This window comes from Paludibacter sp., assembly GCF_009712605.1.
Taxonomy (GTDB): Bacteria; Bacteroidota; Bacteroidia; order Bacteroidales; family Paludibacteraceae; genus Microbacter.
In genome coordinates, this window is record NZ_WASO01000001.1 from 470,728 (window position 1) to 489,089 (window position 18,362).

General features: G+C 44.1%; 17 protein-coding genes. 10 read left to right on the forward strand and 7 right to left on the reverse strand.

Translation table 11 applies throughout. The features are described from left to right. Positions 1-22 precede the first annotated feature (22 nt). Both ctlX and F8N35_RS01705 read right to left on the reverse strand, forming a co-directional pair. Positions 23-976: a citrulline utilization hydrolase CtlX gene (gene ctlX, locus F8N35_RS01700; protein ID WP_293049617.1), complete on the reverse strand. Its 954-nt coding sequence runs from the start codon at positions 974-976 to the stop codon at positions 23-25. A gap of 10 nt (positions 977-986) precedes the next feature. Then, entirely contained in the window at positions 987-1,901 is a 915-nt protein-coding gene (locus F8N35_RS01705) for an arginine deiminase family protein (protein ID WP_293049618.1), read from the reverse strand. 259 nt (positions 1,902-2,160) lie between these two features. On the opposite strand from F8N35_RS01705, the gene F8N35_RS01710 reads away from it, so the two are divergent. The 6 genes from F8N35_RS01710 (at position 2,161) to F8N35_RS01735 (ending at position 9,104) form a co-directional block, all read left to right on the forward strand. After that, entirely contained in the window at positions 2,161-2,685 is a 525-nt protein-coding gene (locus tag F8N35_RS01710) for a GNAT family N-acetyltransferase (RefSeq protein ID WP_293049619.1), read from the forward strand. A gap of 291 nt (positions 2,686-2,976) precedes the next feature. Further along, positions 2,977-3,849 (forward strand): electron transfer flavoprotein subunit beta/FixA family protein, encoded by an 873-nt coding sequence (locus tag F8N35_RS01715; RefSeq protein WP_293049620.1) that lies wholly within the window; start codon positions 2,977-2,979, stop codon positions 3,847-3,849. A 67-nt stretch (positions 3,850-3,916) separates the two neighbouring features. Continuing rightward, a complete protein-coding gene (locus F8N35_RS01720; RefSeq protein ID WP_293049621.1) occupies positions 3,917-4,936 on the forward strand; it encodes an electron transfer flavoprotein subunit alpha/FixB family protein in 1,020 nt (339 codons plus the stop codon). 89 nt (positions 4,937-5,025) lie between these two features. Further along, positions 5,026-6,744 (forward strand): acyl-CoA dehydrogenase family protein, encoded by a 1,719-nt coding sequence (locus F8N35_RS01725; RefSeq protein WP_293049622.1) that lies wholly within the window; start codon positions 5,026-5,028, stop codon positions 6,742-6,744. 188 nt (positions 6,745-6,932) lie between these two features. Beyond that, positions 6,933-8,222: a S28 family serine protease gene (locus F8N35_RS01730; protein WP_293049623.1), complete on the forward strand. Its 1,290-nt coding sequence runs from the start codon at positions 6,933-6,935 to the stop codon at positions 8,220-8,222. Positions 8,223-8,744: 522 nt separating this feature from the next. Next, positions 8,745-9,104 (forward strand): hypothetical protein, encoded by a 360-nt coding sequence (locus F8N35_RS01735; RefSeq protein WP_293049624.1) that lies wholly within the window; start codon positions 8,745-8,747, stop codon positions 9,102-9,104. A 97-nt stretch (positions 9,105-9,201) separates the two neighbouring features. Here the strand turns inward: F8N35_RS01735 and F8N35_RS01740 are convergent, their stop codons facing one another. Then, positions 9,202-10,125: a hydrogen peroxide-inducible genes activator gene (locus F8N35_RS01740; protein WP_293049625.1), complete on the reverse strand. Its 924-nt coding sequence runs from the start codon at positions 10,123-10,125 to the stop codon at positions 9,202-9,204. A 238-nt stretch (positions 10,126-10,363) separates the two neighbouring features. Here F8N35_RS01740 and ahpC point away from each other — a divergent pair, with 238 nt between their 5' ends. Together ahpC and ahpF are read left to right on the forward strand one after the other, a co-directional pair. Beyond that, entirely contained in the window at positions 10,364-10,927 is a 564-nt protein-coding gene (gene ahpC / locus F8N35_RS01745; RefSeq protein WP_293049626.1) for an alkyl hydroperoxide reductase subunit C, read from the forward strand. 66 nt (positions 10,928-10,993) lie between these two features. Continuing rightward, on the forward strand, positions 10,994-12,544 hold the full coding sequence (gene ahpF, locus F8N35_RS01750; protein ID WP_293049627.1) for an alkyl hydroperoxide reductase subunit F: 1,551 nt from the start codon (positions 10,994-10,996) through the stop codon (positions 12,542-12,544). A gap of 50 nt (positions 12,545-12,594) precedes the next feature. Here ahpF and F8N35_RS01755 read toward each other — a convergent pair whose 3' ends face one another. Together F8N35_RS01755 and F8N35_RS01760 are read right to left on the reverse strand one after the other, a co-directional pair. Continuing rightward, positions 12,595-13,242 (reverse strand): protein-L-isoaspartate(D-aspartate) O-methyltransferase, encoded by a 648-nt coding sequence (locus F8N35_RS01755; RefSeq protein ID WP_293049628.1) that lies wholly within the window; start codon positions 13,240-13,242, stop codon positions 12,595-12,597. Between the two features lie 126 nt (positions 13,243-13,368). Continuing rightward, a complete protein-coding gene (locus tag F8N35_RS01760) occupies positions 13,369-14,568 on the reverse strand; it encodes an FAD-dependent oxidoreductase (RefSeq protein ID WP_293049629.1) in 1,200 nt (399 codons plus the stop codon). 238 nt (positions 14,569-14,806) lie between these two features. On the opposite strand from F8N35_RS01760, the gene F8N35_RS01765 reads away from it, so the two are divergent. Both F8N35_RS01765 and F8N35_RS01770 read left to right on the forward strand, forming a co-directional pair. Continuing rightward, entirely contained in the window at positions 14,807-16,417 is a 1,611-nt protein-coding gene (locus tag F8N35_RS01765) for a S8 family serine peptidase (protein WP_293049630.1), read from the forward strand. A 49-nt stretch (positions 16,418-16,466) separates the two neighbouring features. After that, positions 16,467-17,273 carry an SDR family oxidoreductase gene (locus tag F8N35_RS01770; protein ID WP_293049631.1) on the forward strand — a complete coding sequence of 269 codons (807 nt, stop codon included), beginning with the start codon at positions 16,467-16,469 and terminating at the stop codon, positions 17,271-17,273. Between the two features lie 70 nt (positions 17,274-17,343). Here F8N35_RS01770 and F8N35_RS01775 read toward each other — a convergent pair whose 3' ends face one another. Together F8N35_RS01775 and F8N35_RS01780 are read right to left on the reverse strand one after the other, a co-directional pair. Next, the gene (locus F8N35_RS01775) at positions 17,344-17,895 is read right to left on the reverse strand and encodes an NADH peroxidase (RefSeq protein WP_293049632.1); all 552 of its coding nucleotides are present in this window, start codon (positions 17,893-17,895) and stop codon (positions 17,344-17,346) included. A 31-nt stretch (positions 17,896-17,926) separates the two neighbouring features. Next, on the reverse strand, positions 17,927-18,328 hold the full coding sequence (locus tag F8N35_RS01780) for a Fur family transcriptional regulator (protein WP_293049633.1): 402 nt from the start codon (positions 18,326-18,328) through the stop codon (positions 17,927-17,929). Between the last annotated feature and the right edge of the window lie 34 nt (positions 18,329-18,362).

Consider the following 18,362-nt stretch of genomic DNA (forward strand, 5'->3'; position numbering starts at 1 on the left):
CACTAAAGTTTGCCGAGAAAGTCTAAAAGATTTCAGCCATCATGCAACGAACACTTCCTCCTCCAACTTGCTCGATGGTCGGAATAGGGCAGATAATCAGTTCGTTGAAAGATTTTAATTTGTCAATCTGATTTACAGTCAGAGAGTCATGTGCCGACTGAGACATGACCAAAAAATGTTTGCCTGAGTCATTTTGCAATTGTAGCATATTTCCAGCAAAGTGATGCATTTGTTCTTCCGAAATTTCAATGATTTCTTTGCCGAAACGGGTGATATATTCCGTTACGATCTTTCGCTCTGTCGGATCGTCGATACTGGTGAGGCATACGACGGCGAATTTGTCGGCAACGCACATCATGACGTTGGTGTGATAAACGTTCTTCCGTTTGCCATTGACGGTGTGGCGTGCCGTAAAAAGGATTGGCTCGTAGTTGTAAATCCGGCAGTACTGTTCCACGGCCGACTGATCTGTACGTTCCGACAATGCGGCGTAGGCAATCCCGTTTTTTCGGTCAAGGACAAGGCTTCCGGTGCCTTCCAAAAAATGTTTGTCTTCCTCCCATACGCTGATATTATCTACATTGTCCAGTATTTTCCCCTGTTGTTCAATTGCTTCCAAAATTTCCAGCCGCCTTTCCAGCCGCCGATTGTGAGCGAACATCGGATAAATGACTACCAGACCTCCTTCGTGAAACGAAACCCAGTTGTTCGGAAAGATTGCGTCGGGTTTGTGAGGATGGAGGGTGTCTTTGATGACGATGACTTCAATATCGTTTGCCCGGAGTTGCGTCGTCATGGCCTGAAATTCTTCCAAGGCATCCCGTTGAATATCTTCAGGTGAGATGTCGGGCTCTTTCTGGAAGAAATTATTCACGGCGGTCTGTCGATTGTAGCCGAAGGCTGCCGGTTCTATCATCAAAACGCATTTTGCAATAGAACTGTCCGGCTGATTCGAGAGTGATGTTTTTGTTTCCATATTGTTCGGGTTATTCTCTGATTAAAGGTAATGTGGAACAGCGGAGCAGGCCTCCCATTTTCGCGATTTCCTGATATGGAATCTTTTCAATGGTTAAGTTCCATTCTGTTTCCATGTGACGGTTGAGGCGTGTGAAAGTAGTTTCGGAAACAACAACCGAAGGTGAAATACTGAATACGTTGCTGTTCATTCGGTACATCTCTTCGGTGTCGATTTCAAAAACGTTTTGTCTGCCAAAAAATTCAAGAAGCATTTGATAGTCATCTTCTTTGGCAAAACCATCTTTGTAAATGATGGCTTTGTTGTTGCCTACGGTCATAAAGGTGCAATCAAGATGCAAAACCCCTTTTCTTGGGTCGGTGTCGTGTTTGCGCAGTTCGAGCGGAATAAACGCCTTCTCAGGAAAGAGTTCCCGTAGAAAATGAAGTGCGTAGAGATTCGTCCGCGCAGTTTTGGTTTGCGGATAGTCGGCGGCAGTGTAAATGCCGACAAAAATCGTGTCGCCCTTTTGAATGATATCGCCTCCTTCGAAATGAGCTTTCTCGGGGAGATTATATATTTTATTGAATGCTATTTGGTTGTAAATATTCTTATAAGCCTCTTTTTCGTCTTCACGATCAGGGATAATGTTGGAGTTGATGATTTTGTCGTCGATGACAATGGCAACATCCCGGGCAAAAATCTGATTGCAGTTTTCCAGTGTTTCGGGGCGGAATACCTGTACGTTATACCGGAGCAGGATGTCTTCGAACGCGTCGATCTCTTTTTTGACGGCTTCTTCTGTGGGGTAAATGCCCATGGAGACAGACTCGTAAGATCTTGCGTCGAAAGTTTCACGCAAGGTTGGAGCAGAACCGAGTGAGGCGGGTTGTCCTAGCACGACGGTTTTTAACGTAGATGTTTCATCTTTGATATTCAGATTCATACGGCTCGTGGTAAGGTTTGAGACTCAAAGATTGGCTGTCTTTCATTTACAAATATACAATAACCGAATGCGAAGTGCATAAATATCTGTAATTGTTGTTGGCGGAATACTGCGTTGTTTCATGGCGATAACAATGACCGGTTTGGAATGTTCTCTTAATGAAACCTTTATTGTTGTGTAATATTGTACATCGTTCTCTAAATTATCTTTGTCTTGAACAGAGAGTGAAGATTTTGGGGTAATTTAATGAGGAGGAAAGATGAGTAAAATTGAAATTATAGAATATTCCGATCGTTATAAAGAAGATTTTAAGCGATTGAACTGCGAGTGGATACAGAAATATTTCTGGATTGAGCCGACAGATGAAGCCGTCCTGAACCGTCCGGACGAGGCCGTTATTGCAAAAGGCGGATATATTTTCTTTGCCCGATTGAATAATGTGATTGTGGGAACCTGCGCGCTGATGCGTGTAGATCCGTATGTGTACGAACTGGGCAAAATGGCAGTGGCAGAAGCTTACCGGGAACTTGGTATCGGTACTTTGCTGATGAAAAGCGTGATTGCCAAAGCTAAAAGAATGAGGATGCGCAAACTGGTGCTGTACTCAAATACCCGGCTTCATGCCGCAATCAACATGTATATCCGGTTCGGGTTTTACATGGTTCCTAAAACCGATTTTCACAATTACCGTGCGAACGTGAAAATGGAACTGAAGCTGATGGAAAGAGGTTTGCGCCGATCATTCAAGCCCAAAGAAGAGTGCAGGCTTGATGCCTTGGGGTGAAAGTGCAATTGTTTGTTTTATAGCTTTTTGAGCTATATTCTGCTTTTCGAATAAAGACGGTTTTGTGTGCAAATTGACACGGGAATAGTTGATAATAAAGAGTTTTAACAATAAAAGCCCGCTGAAACTTTCCATTTCGGCAGGCTTTTGCTATTTTTGCAATCCCTAAATTTTTGGATGCGACAGTTTTGGCTGTCTGCGGCAGAGTCCTTTGTATGCGCTTTATGCGTATGATCGGGCCCTGTTTTTGTGTTGAAAGACAATAAATTTATATATCAAACCAGAAACCTTATGAGTCTAAAAATTGTAGTATTAGCAAAACAAGTGCCAGATACCCGCAATGTGGGTAAGGACGCCATGAAAGCCGACGGGACGGTAAACCGTGCAGCTCTGCCTGCGATTTATAACCCCGAAGACTTGAATGCTCTCGAGCAAGCTTTGCGATTGAAAGACCGTTTCGAAGGTTCCACCGTTACCATCGTGACCATGGGCCCCGGACGTGCCGCAGAAATTATTCGCGAAAGCCTCTACCGGGGTGCCGACAACGGTTACCTTCTTACAGACCGTGCTTTTGCCGGTTCCGACACACTTGCAACTTCTTACGCGCTCTCCTGCGCAATCAAAAATCTTCCCGAAGTAGACGTGATTGTTTGCGGTCGTCAGGCAATCGACGGTGATACTGCTCAGGTAGGTCCTCAGGTGGCCGAAAAACTGGGCTTGCCACAAATTACTTATGCAGAAGAAATTCTTGACGTAAAAGACGGTAAAATTACCGTAAAACGTCGCCTCGAACGAGGTGTGGAAGTGGTTGAAGGTAAATTGCCAATTCTGATTACTGTCAACGGTTCTGCTCCTGACTGTCGTCCGCGTCATGCCAAGTTAGTGATGAAATACCACCACGCCAAAACAGTGACCGAACGTCAGGAACAAAACGATGATTACATGTTCATGTTTGACAAACGTCCTTATCTGAATATTACAGAATGGAGCGTGAATGATATTCAAACCGATGTTAACTGGTTGGGTCTTAAAGGTTCTCCTACAAAGGTTAAAGCTATCGAAAATGTTGTTTTTCAGGCCAAAGAAAGCAAACGTCTGGCTGGTAAAGACACTGAAATCGATGAGTTGATGAAAGAACTTATTGCAAACCACACAATCGGATAATCAATTGTCGGGATAGATGACCTTCGGGTCGGATAACTGTCTCATAAACAAAACAAAAACGAAAAACATGAACAATATTATAGTTTATCTCGAAATTGAAGAGGGTGTTGTTGCTGATGTAAGCCTTGAACTGCTTACCAAAGCCCGCTCCTTGGCAACTAAACTGAAATGTAAACTCGAAGCGCTTGCTGTCGGTTCTCAACTGGATGGCATTGGTGCTCAGGTTTTCCAATATGGCGTCGACAAATTATATCTTGCCGACGACGCCCGCCTCTATCCTTACACATCATTGCCTCATACCTCGGTATTGGTCAATCTTTTCAAGGAAGAAAAACCGCAAATCGCCCTGATGGGTGCTACCAGCATCGGTCGTGACCTCGGTCCCCGCGTATCTTCAGCTCTGTTCAGCGGTCTTACAGCTGACTGTACAGCGCTTGAAATTGGTGACCACGAAGACAAAAAAGAAGGTAAATCGTATACCGATCTTCTTTATCAGATCCGTCCTGCTTTCGGTGGTAACATCGTGGCAACCATCATCAACCCCGAATGCCGTCCACAGATGGCTACCGTTCGTGAAGGTGTGATGAAAAAAGAAATTTTCGATGCCAACTACAAAGGTGAAGTTGTTAACCTTGAGGTGGCAAAATATGTAAGCGATTCTGACTTTGTGGTCAGCGTGATTGAACGCCACATGGAAAAATCGAAGAGCAATCTGAAATCGTCTCCTATTATCGTGGCTGGCGGTTACGGTATGGGTTCGAAAGAAAATTTCAAATTGCTTGAAGAACTTGCTTCCGTTTTGGGTGGTGAGGTAGGCGCTTCACGTGCTGCTGTCGATGCAGGTTTCGCTGAACATGATATGCAAATCGGTCAGACCGGGGTTACCGTTCGCCCTAAATTGTATATTGCCTGTGGTATTTCCGGTCAGATTCAGCACATTGCCGGTATGCAGGAAAGTTCCATCATCATTGCCATCAACAATGACGAAAACGCTCCGATCAATGCAATTTCCGACTACGTGATTACTGCTAACGTGGAAGACGTAGTGCCGAAAATGATCAAGTATTACAAACAGAACAGCAAGTAAAAACAGATGGTGAGAAAGCGAGACTGTGAAAAAGTGAGTGTTGACTCGCAACTTCACATCCTTACCACCTCACTGCTAAACACTAAGCCATGGCAAATTTCTATTTAGATAAACCCGAACTCAAATTCCATCTTACTCATCCGTTGATGGAAAAGATAGTGGCGCTCAAAGAGCAGAACTATCGTGAAAAAGATACATTTGATTATGCTCCTCAGGATTTTGAGGATGCTATCGATAGTTACAACCACGTGATGGAGATCATCGGTGAAATTTGTGGCGACATTATCGCTCCGAATGCCGAAGATGTTGACCATGAAGGTCCTCACGTAGTTGACAACCGTGTGGTATATGCCCGCGGAACACAGGAAAATCACGAAGCTTTGAAGAAAGCCGGCGTTTACGGTATCTCTTTGCCCCGCGAATACGGAGGCTTGAACTTCCCGATGGTGCCTTACGTGATGACCGGTGAAATCGTATCGCGTGCCGATGCTGGTTTTGCTAACATCTGGGGTTTACAGGACTGTGCCGAAACGATTCATGAATTTGCTTCGAAAGAGATTCGCGAAGAGTTTCTTCCCCGCATCAATCAGGGTGAAACCTGTTCGATGGACCTGACCGAACCGGATGCCGGTTCCGACCTTCAGGCCGTGATGTTGAAAGCTACTTACGACGAAAAGAAAAAGATGTGGTTGCTCAACGGTGTGAAACGCTTCATTACCAACGGTGACGCTCAGATCAAATTGGTGTTGGCCCGCTCTGAAGCCGGTACATCAGATGGTCGCGGTCTTTCTTATTTTGTTGTTGACAATCCGTTCGACAGCTCAATGAAAGTACGTCGTATCGAAAATAAACTCGGTATCAAAGGTTCTCCAACCTGCGAACTCGTGTTTACAAATACTCCTGCCAAAATGGTGGGTGAACCCAAAATGGGCTTGATTAAATACGTGATGTCGCTGATGAACGGTGCTCGTCTGGGTGTAGGTGCTCAGTCGGTAGGTGTTGCTCAGGCTGCTTACGACGAAGCGTTGGCTTATGCTAAAGACCGTGCTCAGTTCGGCAAAGCTATCATCGAATTCCCTGCGGTATTCGAAATGCTGGCCATCATGAAAGCCAAAGTGGATGCTGCCCGTGCTTTGTTGTACGAATGTACCCGTTTTGTGGATGTTTACAAAGCATATGGCTCTATTGCCGACGAACGTCCGTTGACCAAGGAAGAACGTATGGATGCCAAAGAATACCAGAAATTGGCTGACATGATGACTCCGTTGGTAAAAATGTTTGCCAGTGAATATGCCAACCAGAATGCGTATGACTCCATTCAGGTGCATGGTGGTTCCGGCTTTATGAAAGATTATGCTTGTGAACGTATCTATCGCGATGCACGTATTCTTACCATTTACGAAGGAACATCGCAGTTGCAGGTAGTGGCTGCTATCCGTTTTGTAACCAACGGTGCTTATGTAGCCAAACTGCGTCAGTACGAAGCTCAACCAATCAACCCTGCTTTCGAAGGATTGCGTAACCGTTTGATCAGCTTTACCGACAGCCTCGAAAAAGCAATTGCTAAGGTAACTGAGCCTAAAAATGCCGAGTACCACGACTTCATGGCTCGCCGTTTGGTGGAAATTGCAGGTCACCTTGTGATGAGCAACCTGTTGATTATCGATGCTTCGCGCGATGATATGTTTGCCCGTTCGGCTGAAATCTACAGCAATTTTGCTGCTGCAGAAATCACCAAACATCTGGCATTCATAGATGGCTTCCAGATCGATAACGTTGGCTTGTACAAAAACAGCGATCAGGAATAAAAAAGAGAGCGTTAATTAATAAATAGAGGAGAAGAGGTTGTTCGGTTTTCGGACAACCTCTTTTGTGTTATTATGAATTCTCCGGTTTTAGGTCATGACTGGAGAAACGGCGAGTTTTCTTTATCTTTGTGACAGTAAAGCCCGGTTGAGTCGGGCTTTCGTTTTGTGTTACGTTTAATAAGTGAATAATGAGAAGAATTGTATTGAATTTGTTGTTGATCTTTTGTGTCTGCTGGAATGTACAGGCGCATAAAGTGACTATTGAAAATGCATTGTACGATTTGCCCGATGTGATTTTCAAGGAGATCGGAAAAGCCGATACTTTTGAGTTGAAAATTAAGCAGCCATTGGATCACCGGCATCCGGAGAAAGGCTACTTCTATCAACGGGCGTTCCTGAGTCATAAAAGCTTTGATAAGCCGATGGTAATGTACCTTTCGGGCTATAATCAGGACAAACCGTATAAAAATGAGTTATCAAAATTATTGGATGCAAACCAACTATCGATAGAGCATCGCTACTTTGGTAAAAGCCTGCCGGATAGCCTCGACTACACTTATCTGAATCTGGAACAGGCTACAGCCGACTTGCATCATATCAATGAAATTTTCAAAAAGATTTATGCCGGTAAATGGATCAGTACCGGTATCAGCAAAGGCGGATCAACAACGATTTTTTATAAATATTTCTTTCCGAACGATGTAGATGTAGCTATTCCGTATGTGGCGCCGCTTAATCGTGAGTATGAGGATAAACGCCTCTATGCTTTTCTTGATACCATTGGATCCAAAGTTTGTCGGCAAAAGCTGTTTGCTTTTCAGAAACGGATGCTGAAACATCGCAAAGAAGTTCTTCCTTTGTTACAGATGTATAGCGACGGTGCCGGTCTGAAGTTTTCTACCCTTACCCTGGAACAAGCCTTCGAATACAGCGTCTTGGAACTTCCATTTGCCTTTTGGCAATATTATACGTCCTGTGATGATATACCTTCGGAATCCTCTTCGCTGCTGGCAGCTACGCAATACCTGCTGAAGACAAGCGATATAAAATCATATAGCGAAGATCATATTGACTATTATTTATCGCACTATTATCAGGCAGCGACCGAGATGGGTTATTACGGTTACCGTACCGAACCGTTTAAAAATGATCTGAAAGCTCTTCCATTGCAGCCACATCCTTATGCCGCCATTGTGCCGAAGCGAATTTCGGTGCATTTTGACGATACCTTACTGAAAAAAGCAAACGATTGGATTGCAAAAGAAGGCAACCGGATGATCTACATCAACGGATCGTTCGATACATGGAGTGCAACAGGAGTTTTACCATCGGATAAGGTGGATGCGCAATGGTTCATACTGAAAGGTAAGAATCACCGCACTGCCCGTTTTGTAAATATGACACCCGACGAAAAAAAGAGTTTTATAGCAACGTTGGAGCGATGGGGAATCCCGGTCGCGAATCCCGAAATGAAATAATGACTTTGAGCAATGAGGCTATCTCACAAAATGAGGTAGCCTCATTTTTTTTGACCTTTCTGAACAATATAGTTTGAAATTATTGCTTTGTAGCCGATCATGCTGGTTGTATTCGTTCAACTATTCTATTCGAAAAGTTTGCTTTTAAGGCTTTCGATCATTGATTTATACTAAGATTTATTGCAATTATAGTGCTAATAGAGGACGTTTTTGTGCCTGTAAATCCAGATAGCCAAATACATACGTCGATACAAATCGCTTGATGGTCGATCTTATTTGCCTGTTCATCTATTTGATTTTTAAGGTTTCAGGTATCGCTATACCTTTACATCGAATTCAACGGGGAGCTGTTCCGGATGGTTTGAGTGTTGAATCACAAAATTGTTTTTTATTGCAAGATGGTGTTAGGTGCAGAACTGCTATGATGTTTAAGGTAAAAGCACTGATGACACAGAGAGGCAAAAAAGATGTGTAGTTGAAACTTAATTTTTTGATTGTGTAATAATTATAATTTGATTGATTATGAAAAAGATTGTGTTAGTTTTAGCAATTATGGTTGCATGTGTAGCTTCAAGTCAAGCTATTAACCGAGTAGAAAGCGGAGTTATTAAGACGATTAATAACGAAACTGTATTTGGGCGATTATCTGCCTATCTAAATGTGTCGGACGATCAGGCTGCTGATTTGAAGAATGTTATTGAAAAAACGCAAATACAATTGGAACGTGCCGAAAAGGCGGGAGATCAGGTTGCCTATGCCAAGGCACTGCACTACAATTTTGCGGGTGCGGCAAACGTACTTTCAGCGTCTCAATATGCAAAGTATCGTTTAATCGTTAGGACGACCATCAAAAACAGATATCAGGATCAACTTCCTTTATAAGAAGAATATTTAATCCTAATCTAAAGAGCAAAGAGGCTGTCTCAAAATAGTATTTGAGGCAGCCTCTTGATTTGTAAGGATTCTAATGGTTTGCGCTTTATAGCTTTATCGCAAATTTCTTCAGCCGTTCGTCGAGCATGTGGGTCGGAATTACCTGCTTGATGCTGTCGGCTACGGCGTTCATCACTCCTTCGCGTACGTAGTCGTGGCGGATAATTATCGAAATTTCGCGGGTCGCTTCGGGGCGAACGATCGGACGCAGGTTCTTCTTTTGCTCTTCCGTCAGAAAGTCAATGTGCAGCTCCGGAATGATGGTGTAACCGCAGTTGATGTCAACAATTTTCACCAGCGTGTCGATACTGCCGGCCTCAATGGTGGAGGTGTGCACTTTGTTATCGCAGAAGTTGAGTACCTGATTGCGCAGACAGTGTCCCTCTTCCAATACCCAAAGGTTTTCGGTCGGCATATCGGTTGGTGTCAGCTCTTGTTTACAGTAAATCGGATCACCGGGCGAGATGTAGGCCACAAACTTCTCGTAATAGAGTGGTACCTCCAGTATTTTTGGGTTGTTGAGGGGCGTAGCCAGAATGGCCATGTCGATCTCGGCATTATTCAGCTTTTCGATAATTGTTTCGGTGCGAAGTTCAGTCACCTGTAGTGATATTTCCGGAAAATTTTTCTTGAACGCAGCGATGAACTTCGGTAATAGGTAGGGTGCCACCGTCGGAATCATGGCCAAGGAGAGAGAGCCCGCTAATCCTCCTTTGATCGATACGACATGCTCTTTCAGTTGCCGGATGTTGAAAAGAATGATTTGTGCCTGTTGCAGAATCTGCTTTCCGGCTTCAGTCGGTTCGATGGGCTGCACCGAACGATCGAAAATGAGACAGCCCAGTTCATCTTCCAGTTTTTGAACCATGGTGCTCAGCGTAGGTTGCGTAACCGAACACATCTCGGCGGCCCGCACAAAATGACGGGTCTTGTCTAAAGCCAGAATATACTCAAGTTGTTGTAGGGTCATAGAGTTAGAATAAAGATTAAAGAACAAAGAGCAAAGAAGTAAGGCTGCGTAGCAACGGTTCATCTCGCTTTCTCACTATCTCGCCATCTCACTGTCTGTTACTACAAAGATATATAGAATTTATCAATAAATATATAGAAATTATCTGTTTGACTTATGAGTTTTGGCGCTCTAACTTTGCATCAGAAACAAAAACGAATAACATTACAAAATTTACAATCACATAAAAATTACTACTATGTCACAAATTGGAAAACAAATCGTAGATTTCAAAGTACAGGCTTACGTAAACGATAGCTTCAAAGAAGTAACCAAACAGGATGTTTTGGGTAAATGGTCGGTATTCTTCTTCTATCCTGCCGACTTCACCTTCGTTTGTCCTACCGAACTGGAAGATCTTGCTGGTAAATATGCCGATTTTCAGGCTGCCGGTGCTGAAATTTATTCCGTATCAACCGATACTCATTTCGTTCACAAGGCATGGCACGATGCCTCGGCAACCATCAAGAAAATCAAATACCCGATGTTGGCCGATCCGACCGGAGTTCTGGCTCGTGGCTTCGATGTGATGATTGAAGAGGCTGGCCTTGCCGAGCGTGGAACCTTTGTGGTGAATCCTCAGGGCGAAATTGTGGCTTACGAAGTGGTTGCGGGCAATATCGGGCGTAATGCAGATGAGCTTCTCCGCCGTTTACAGGCTTTGCAGTTTGTTGCCGCTCACCCCGCCGATGTTTGTCCTGCAAAGTGGAAACAAGGCGATGAAACACTAAAGCCCAGCATTGATCTGGTGGGTAAAATTTGACAATTCCTTTATATATTTTCCCGGGGAGAGCTGCTTGTTGGTTCTCCCCGTTAACTTTCAACTCTTATGTTAGAACAAGGCTTAAAAGATCAGATTCGCTCCCTTTTTGGAAACCTGAAATCGGATTTCGTTTTTCGTGTTGAGGTTAGCCCGTCACATCCTTCACGCAATGAGCTGGTCGATCTGTTGGAAGAAGTAGCATTCTGCTCGGATAAAACCAAATGTGACATTCTACCCGGCGACGATTTGAAGTTTACCGTTGTGAAAAACGGAATACCCTCCTCTTTTGTGTTCAGGGCGGTTCCGAACGGTCACGAATTCAGTTCGTTGTTGTTGGCGGTGCTCAATTTGGATGGTTTGGGCAAAAATCTTCCTGATGCCATGATCGAACAGCGGATTAAGAATCTTAAAGGTGAAATCCACTTAAAGAGTTATATCTCGTTGACTTGTACTAACTGTCCCGATGTGGTGCAGGCGCTCAATGTGATGGCAATATTGAATGCGGCAATCAAACACGAAATTATTGACGGAGGTATTCATCAAAGCGAAGTGGAAAAGCTCAATATACAGGCAGTACCTTCGGTTTATCTGAATGGAGAATTATTGCATGTGGGCCGTTCCAATTTAGGTGAGCTTTTGTCGAAAATAGAGGCGGCTGTCGGTTCTGTACAGGAATCGTCATCCGCAGAGGTTGACTACGATGTGGTGATAGCCGGTGGCGGGCCTGCCGGAGTGTCAGCAGCCATCTATTCGGCACGGAAAGGATTGAAGGTGGCTGTTGTTGCCGATCGCATGGGAGGTCAGGTGACTGAAACGGTAGGGATTGAGAATCTTATTTCGGTACCGCAAACAACCGGAAACGTATTAGCGGCAAACCTGAAGGAACACCTTCTTGCTTATCCGGTCGATATACTGGAGAATCGCAAAATTACCGAAGTTGTTGTTGAAAATGGAGAAAAAATTATCAAAACATCCCTCGGCGAAACTTTAAAAACACCGGCGTTGATTATTGCTACCGGAGCCAGTTGGAGAAAACTGAATGTACCGGGCGAGAGTCAATACATCGGCGCGGGGGTGGCATTCTGCGCCCATTGCGACGGACCGTTCTATAAAGGGAAAAAGGTCGCCGTTATCGGAGGCGGAAATTCCGGACTCGAAGCGGCCATTGATCTTTCCTCTATTGCGACAGAAGTCACTTTGCTCGAATTTGCCGACGAGTTGAAAGGCGATGAGGTGTTACAGGAAAAATTGAAAGCCATTGCCAATGTAAAAATTATTACCGGAGCACAGACGCTCTCCGTGGAGGGTGATGGTACAAAAGTTACCGGTTTGACGTTCAAACACCGTGGTTCCGGTGAAACGGAATCGCTGGTTGTTGATGGGATTTTTGTTCAGATCGGTCTGAAAGCGAACAGTGATGTTGTGAAAGATCTGGTGCCGCTGAGTGCGACCGGAGAAATAGAAGTGGACGCTCATTGCCGCACCAATATTCCGGGCGTTTATGCTGCCGGTGATGTGTCGGTAGTGCCGTTTAAGCAGATTGTTATTGCTATGGGAGAAGGATCCAAAGCTGCGTTGTCGGCTTTTGAGGATAAATTGAAAGATAAGCTTCGTTGAAGTGAAAAGAGAAAAATAGAGAGTTTGTTAAGTGTTAAAGATTGTGTGTTTTATACTTTACCTTTGAGAAGTGGGACGAACACAAATCCTCCGTGTTCGCTGAAAATAGACTCTGAGTCGGAGATTTTTTCGACCAGAGTCATTTTTTGTGTATAGGCACCACCCACCGGCATCACCAGCTTCCCTCCGATTTTCAGTTGTTCCAGCAGGCGTGGCGGTATTTCATGAGCTGCCGCGGTAATCAAAATCTTATCGAAAGGCGACTCTTCGGGCCATCCTTCTTGTCCATCGCCATAACAGAGGTGAGGCGCATAGCCCAGCTCTTTGAGTCGTTTGGAGGCCGATTCATACAATATTTTCTGACGCTCTATCGAAAACACAGAAGATGTGAGTTCCAGTAAAATTGCGCATTGATATCCTGAGCCGGTACCTATTTCCAATACCTTGTCTCCTTTTTGTATATCCAAAAGTTGAGTTTGAAAGGCTACCGTGTAAGGTTGCGAAATGGTTTGTCCGGCGGCGATAGGGAAGGCATCGTCCTGATAGGCAAAACGAATAAAACGGCTGTCCATAAAAGCATGGCGCGGTACCTGCCGGATTGCCTCCAGCACCCGTTTGTCGGTAATGCCTTTATTTCTGAGACTTTCTACAAGAATTTGCCTCAGGGCTTTGTAGATATGCGTTTCGGATGCCTGCATGACGATTGGATTATTCTCTCTCTTGTGCAAAATTAGTACTGTTGAAAACAATTGATTTCGGTATAAGAAAGAAAAAGGCTTCTGTATGTGGCAGTACAGAAGCCTTTTGTGCATAAGAAGTTTTTTTTATGGAAAAAATGCGTATCCTTTTTTTGTTTTCCAGAGAAAATATTTTTCAAACAGAACCTTGCTGAAATCGTACAGCAGGTTGGGCATCATGATGGCAATAGCGCGGGGCTTGAAAAGCCGGTTTCCCACAATGAGAACCTCTTTTTTACCGGCATCCATAATACATAGCGCCGGGATGTCGCCCCAGTATTTTTGTTTGAGCTCTTTCCCTTTTTGTGCCCTCATAATATTCTCTGCAACCACTTTGCCGGTAATGTCGCTTGGAAATCCGGTTTTTGGGGCAACAAACGGAATCTTTCCGGCATGCCACGGAATGGGGAAGCTAACCGCAATGCCCGCCGCCCAAATGTTCGGAAAGTCGGGATGACGGTAATCGTTGCCTACGGGGATGAATCCGGTCGGAGTCGCTTTCAGTTCCGGACTATTGCTTACAAAATCTTCGCCTACAAACTGAGGCATTAGCATTGAAAATTTGTAAGGAAGTACCGTCCCGTCGTTCAGATAAACGTTTTCTGCGTCTACCTTGTCAATGGCGACTTCGGTGTGGACGTGCATGTTGAAGAGTTTGAAGAAGGCTTTGAACATGGTTTGGCCACCGGTCATCCCATCCATTCCAAAGTGGCCGAGGTAATGTTCGGGAGTGATCCAGCGTATATCCACCTTGTCGCGGATTTTTTGTTCGCGACACCATTTCTCGAAATTGAAAAGAAATTCATAGCCGGCACCCATACATCCGGCACTTTGAGTGGTTCCAATGACTACCGGCCCGGGACTTTTTTTGAACTCTTCCAGCGCCTGACGGGTTTTCATTGCTCCCGAAGGGGTGCCGATATAATGAGTGAATTCAGCAACGCCCGGCGCAATATTGTAATTTACTTTTGGCCCCGTGCAAATTACCAGCTGGTCATAATTGAAGTCGCCGGCGGACGTTTTTACGATTTGTGCATTCGGATCCACTTGTTGAGCTTCCGCTAAAACAAATTCAATATTGTGTCGTGACAATATTTCTTCGCGCGACAAGGTGATATCTTTGATTTCACGTCGTTTGAAGGGTACCCAAATCAATGAAGGCATAAAGACGAATACCGGGCTCCGGTCAATGACGATTACCCTGAACTCTTTGCCTCCTTTGCGTTTTAGTTCCAAAGCGGTAGTGATACCGGCAAAGTTACCGCCTACAATGATTGCTGTTTGCATAATGTGTTGTTATTATGGTTGTTGATGGGGGTCTTGTTGTGTCGGAATTGCTGTCTGAAAAAAGACTTATTATTAACAAATATAGCATGCATAAATTGTTTTGGTATCACTATTAACATTATTTAGCATGATAGGGAAAGGCGATATCTGCATGTTGAAAGCGAGAGAATATTGATTGTGACGTGGTGTTTTTGCACAAAGAGTGTATCTTTGCAAATAAATGCAAAAACAGCCGCTGATGAAACGGGTTCTTCTATTTATGTCGCTATTCGGTTTTTTCTTAACTGTAACAGCTCAATATAATTGCTGGATACAGTTTGCGAATAAGAAAGGGACCTCCGGTTCATTATCCAATCCTTCCGCTTACTTATCGTCTAAGGCGATTGCGCGGCGAACCAAACAGCATCTGGAAGTAGACTCCACTGATTTGCCGGTGAGTCACGTATATATTCAGTCTGTTTTGCAAAAAGGAGCTGTTCTGAAATCCTCCAGCCGTTGGTTGAACGGCATGACGGTAATTTTACCGGATACCTCTTTGCTCTCAGTTTTCAGGGCGTTGCCTTTCGTGAAAAAAGTGGAACTGACGCTTACTCCGGTCGGATATACATTGCCGCCACCTTCTAAGATGCCGGAGATGCCATCGATGATCAACGATGTTTACGGAACCGCCAGTCAGCAAATAGATATGCATAACGGGCGGAAATTACATGCCGAAGGATTCAGGGGTAAAGGAATGGTTATCGGTGTGCTGGATGCCGGATTCTATAAAACCGACCAGATCTCGGTGTTTGATAGTTTGCGATTGCAGGGTAGGCTGTTGGGCGTAAAAGATTTTGCCGATCCGTCTGTCCCGTTTTTTGCAAACACTGAATTTCACGGGACGAATGTTCTCTCTACTATGGCTGCAGACCAGCCCGACATCATGATTGGTACCGCACCTGATGCATCCTACTGGCTTATCCGTACAGAATATTCTCCTTCGGAATATCTCGTGGAAACAGATAACTGGGTCGCCGGATTGGAGTTTGCCGATAGTGTTGGCGTTGATGTGGTTAATTCTTCATTAGGGTACACTCAGTTTGATAATTCTGGAATGGATTATACCTACCAGTCACTTAACGGCAAAACTTCAAGAGCTTCGATTGCGGCAACCATGGCAGCTCGTAAAGGAATGATAGTTGTGAATTCTGCCGGTAACGAAGGAAATAAATTATGGCATTACATTTCGGTTCCTGCTGATGCGGATTCAATTCTTACTGTAGGGGCTGTTGATGTAAGCGGGGCTCATGCTTCTTTTAGCGGTTACGGCTCTACTGCTGATGGAAGAATTAAACCGGATGTGTGTGCGGTAGGGTATCAGGCTGTGATCGCGACTTCGGCAAATACCATTGCAACCAACAATGGAACTTCTTTTGCATCTCCCATTATGGCTGGTCTGGTTGCTTGCGTGTGGGAGGCTCTCCCGTCCTGTAATAACATGCAGATTATTAATTTGTTTAAGCAGTATTCATCCCAGTTTGCAGCTCCTGATAATATACTTGGATATGGTATTCCTGATGTTTATACTATTTATAAAAACAATTTTGTGAGTCCGGGTCCAAATCCGTTGTCTGACAAAAATAGGGGAATTGCTTATTTTGCAGATGGGGCTCTGAAGATAGACCGTCTTGCCAAAGTGAAGATGCCTGCTATAGCAATACTATATGCGCAAACGGGGCAGAAGCTCGCCGAATGGCAGTTGCAGGCTTTGCCGGCAAAAATCGGAACGCCAGCTCTTCCTTCCGGTTTTTATTTGCTGTCCGTGGTCGGGTCTCAGTCGTCTGAGGTTTACAAGCTTGTGAAGCACTGATTTGAAGAAACTTGCAATCTCGAATATAAAAAACAAATAATTTCATACAATGGGAAAAGTCATTTTGATTACCGGGGCAACTTCCGGTTTGGGAAAAGCCTGTGCCGAATATCTTTCGGAACGGGGTTTGATTGTTTACGGCACAGGGAGACGTGCGATGCCTGAAACAGGGTCGGTGAAGCATCTTCAGATGGATGTGACGGATCCGGATTCGGTAAAACAGGCCGTCGAAAAAGTTATTGCAGAACAAGGCCACATCGATGTGGTTGTAAATAATGCAGGTATGGGCATTGGTGGAGCAGCAGAGCTGGCTTCTGTCGATGAAATCCGTTTGCAGATGCGTACCAATTTTATGGGAACTGTACATGTTTGTTCTGCCGTATTGCCTCATATGCGTCAAAATGGTGGTGGAACGATCATCAACGTAAGTTCTTTGGGAGGTGTAATGGGTTTGCCTTTTCAGGCTTACTATTCAGCTTCAAAATTCGCAGTGGAAGGTTACAGCGAAGCTTTGAGTCTGGAGGTAAAACCATTCAATGTGAAGGTGTGCCTTATCGAACCGGGTGATTTTGCTACAGGATTTACTGCCAGTCGTATGTTGTCGGAGCCGACTCAAAAAAGCAAAGAGTATAGCGCGCAATTTGAAAAAACGCTCAAAAACATTGAGAAAGAAGAACAAAACGGATTGAAACCGGAACATTTGGCGAAAGTGGTATTCCGTATTGTAAATAGTAAACATCCCAAATTCAGGTATAAAGTGGGAAATATCCTTCAGGTGGGTTTCGCAATGTCGAAAACTTGGATTCCATCCCGGGCTTATCAGTTTCTGCTTCGGATTTTCTACAACATGTTATAAAACGGGAAAGGCGCTTCCACGAATGGAGCGCCTTTCTTCTCTCTCTTTCTCTCTAGATTCTGGTTTATATTTATTTCTTGAAAAAGCGATTGTATAAGCCCTGGAATACTTGTCCGTGACGAGCTTCATCTTTGCACATTTCGTGAACTGTATCGTGAATTGCATCGTAACCAAGCTCTTTTGCTTTTGTCGCAATGCGTTTTTTGTCGGCGCAGGCTCCGCTTTCGGCATCCATACGTGCTTTGAGGTTGGTTTTTGTATCCCAAACGACTTCGCCCAGCAGTTCAGCAAATTTTGAAGCATGTTCTGCTTCTTCCCAAGCAATACGTTTGTAAGCTTCTGCTACTTCTGGGTATCCTTCGCGATCAGCCTGACGCGACATTGCCAGATACATGCCAACTTCAGCGCATTCGCCGTTGAAATGAGCTTTTAAGCCATCCAGAACTTCTGCATCTACACCTTTTGCAACGCCAATACGGTGTTCGTCAGCCCATGTAAGACCTTCGTTTTCTACCACTTCCTGAAATTTTGCTGTCGGAGCATTACAAACCGGACATTTTTCAGGAGCTTCGGTTCCTTCATGAACATAACCACAAACGGTGCAAATGAATTTCTTTTTCATAATAGTGTAATTTAATTAGTTAGTTAAATTGTTATTTCTTGCAATTTTTGCAATATCCTGTATAATATGTTTGTACATCGTCAATAACAAGTTCGGGATGGCCTTCTAAAACAACATCTTCCGGCTTTTGGTTAAAGATATCAATGATTGCGTTACAGTTTTTGCAACGGAAATGAGCATGATGGGAAGTGTTTCCGTCAAAACGGGCGTTTTTCTTATCAATGCCGAGATACAGAACTACGCCTTGTTCTTCGAAAAGGCTCAGTGTGTTATAAATAGTTGTTTTGGAAAGCGTAGGAATTGAAGGAGACAGCGAACTGAAAATTTCGTCAACTGTAGGATGCGTAAAGTGCGTCAGCATGTATTCCATTACTGCCAGTCGTTGGAGTGATGGTTTAATGTCGTGCTTTACTAAAATATCTAATGCATCCATATTTGAAAATGAAATAAAATTGTAATGATTACAA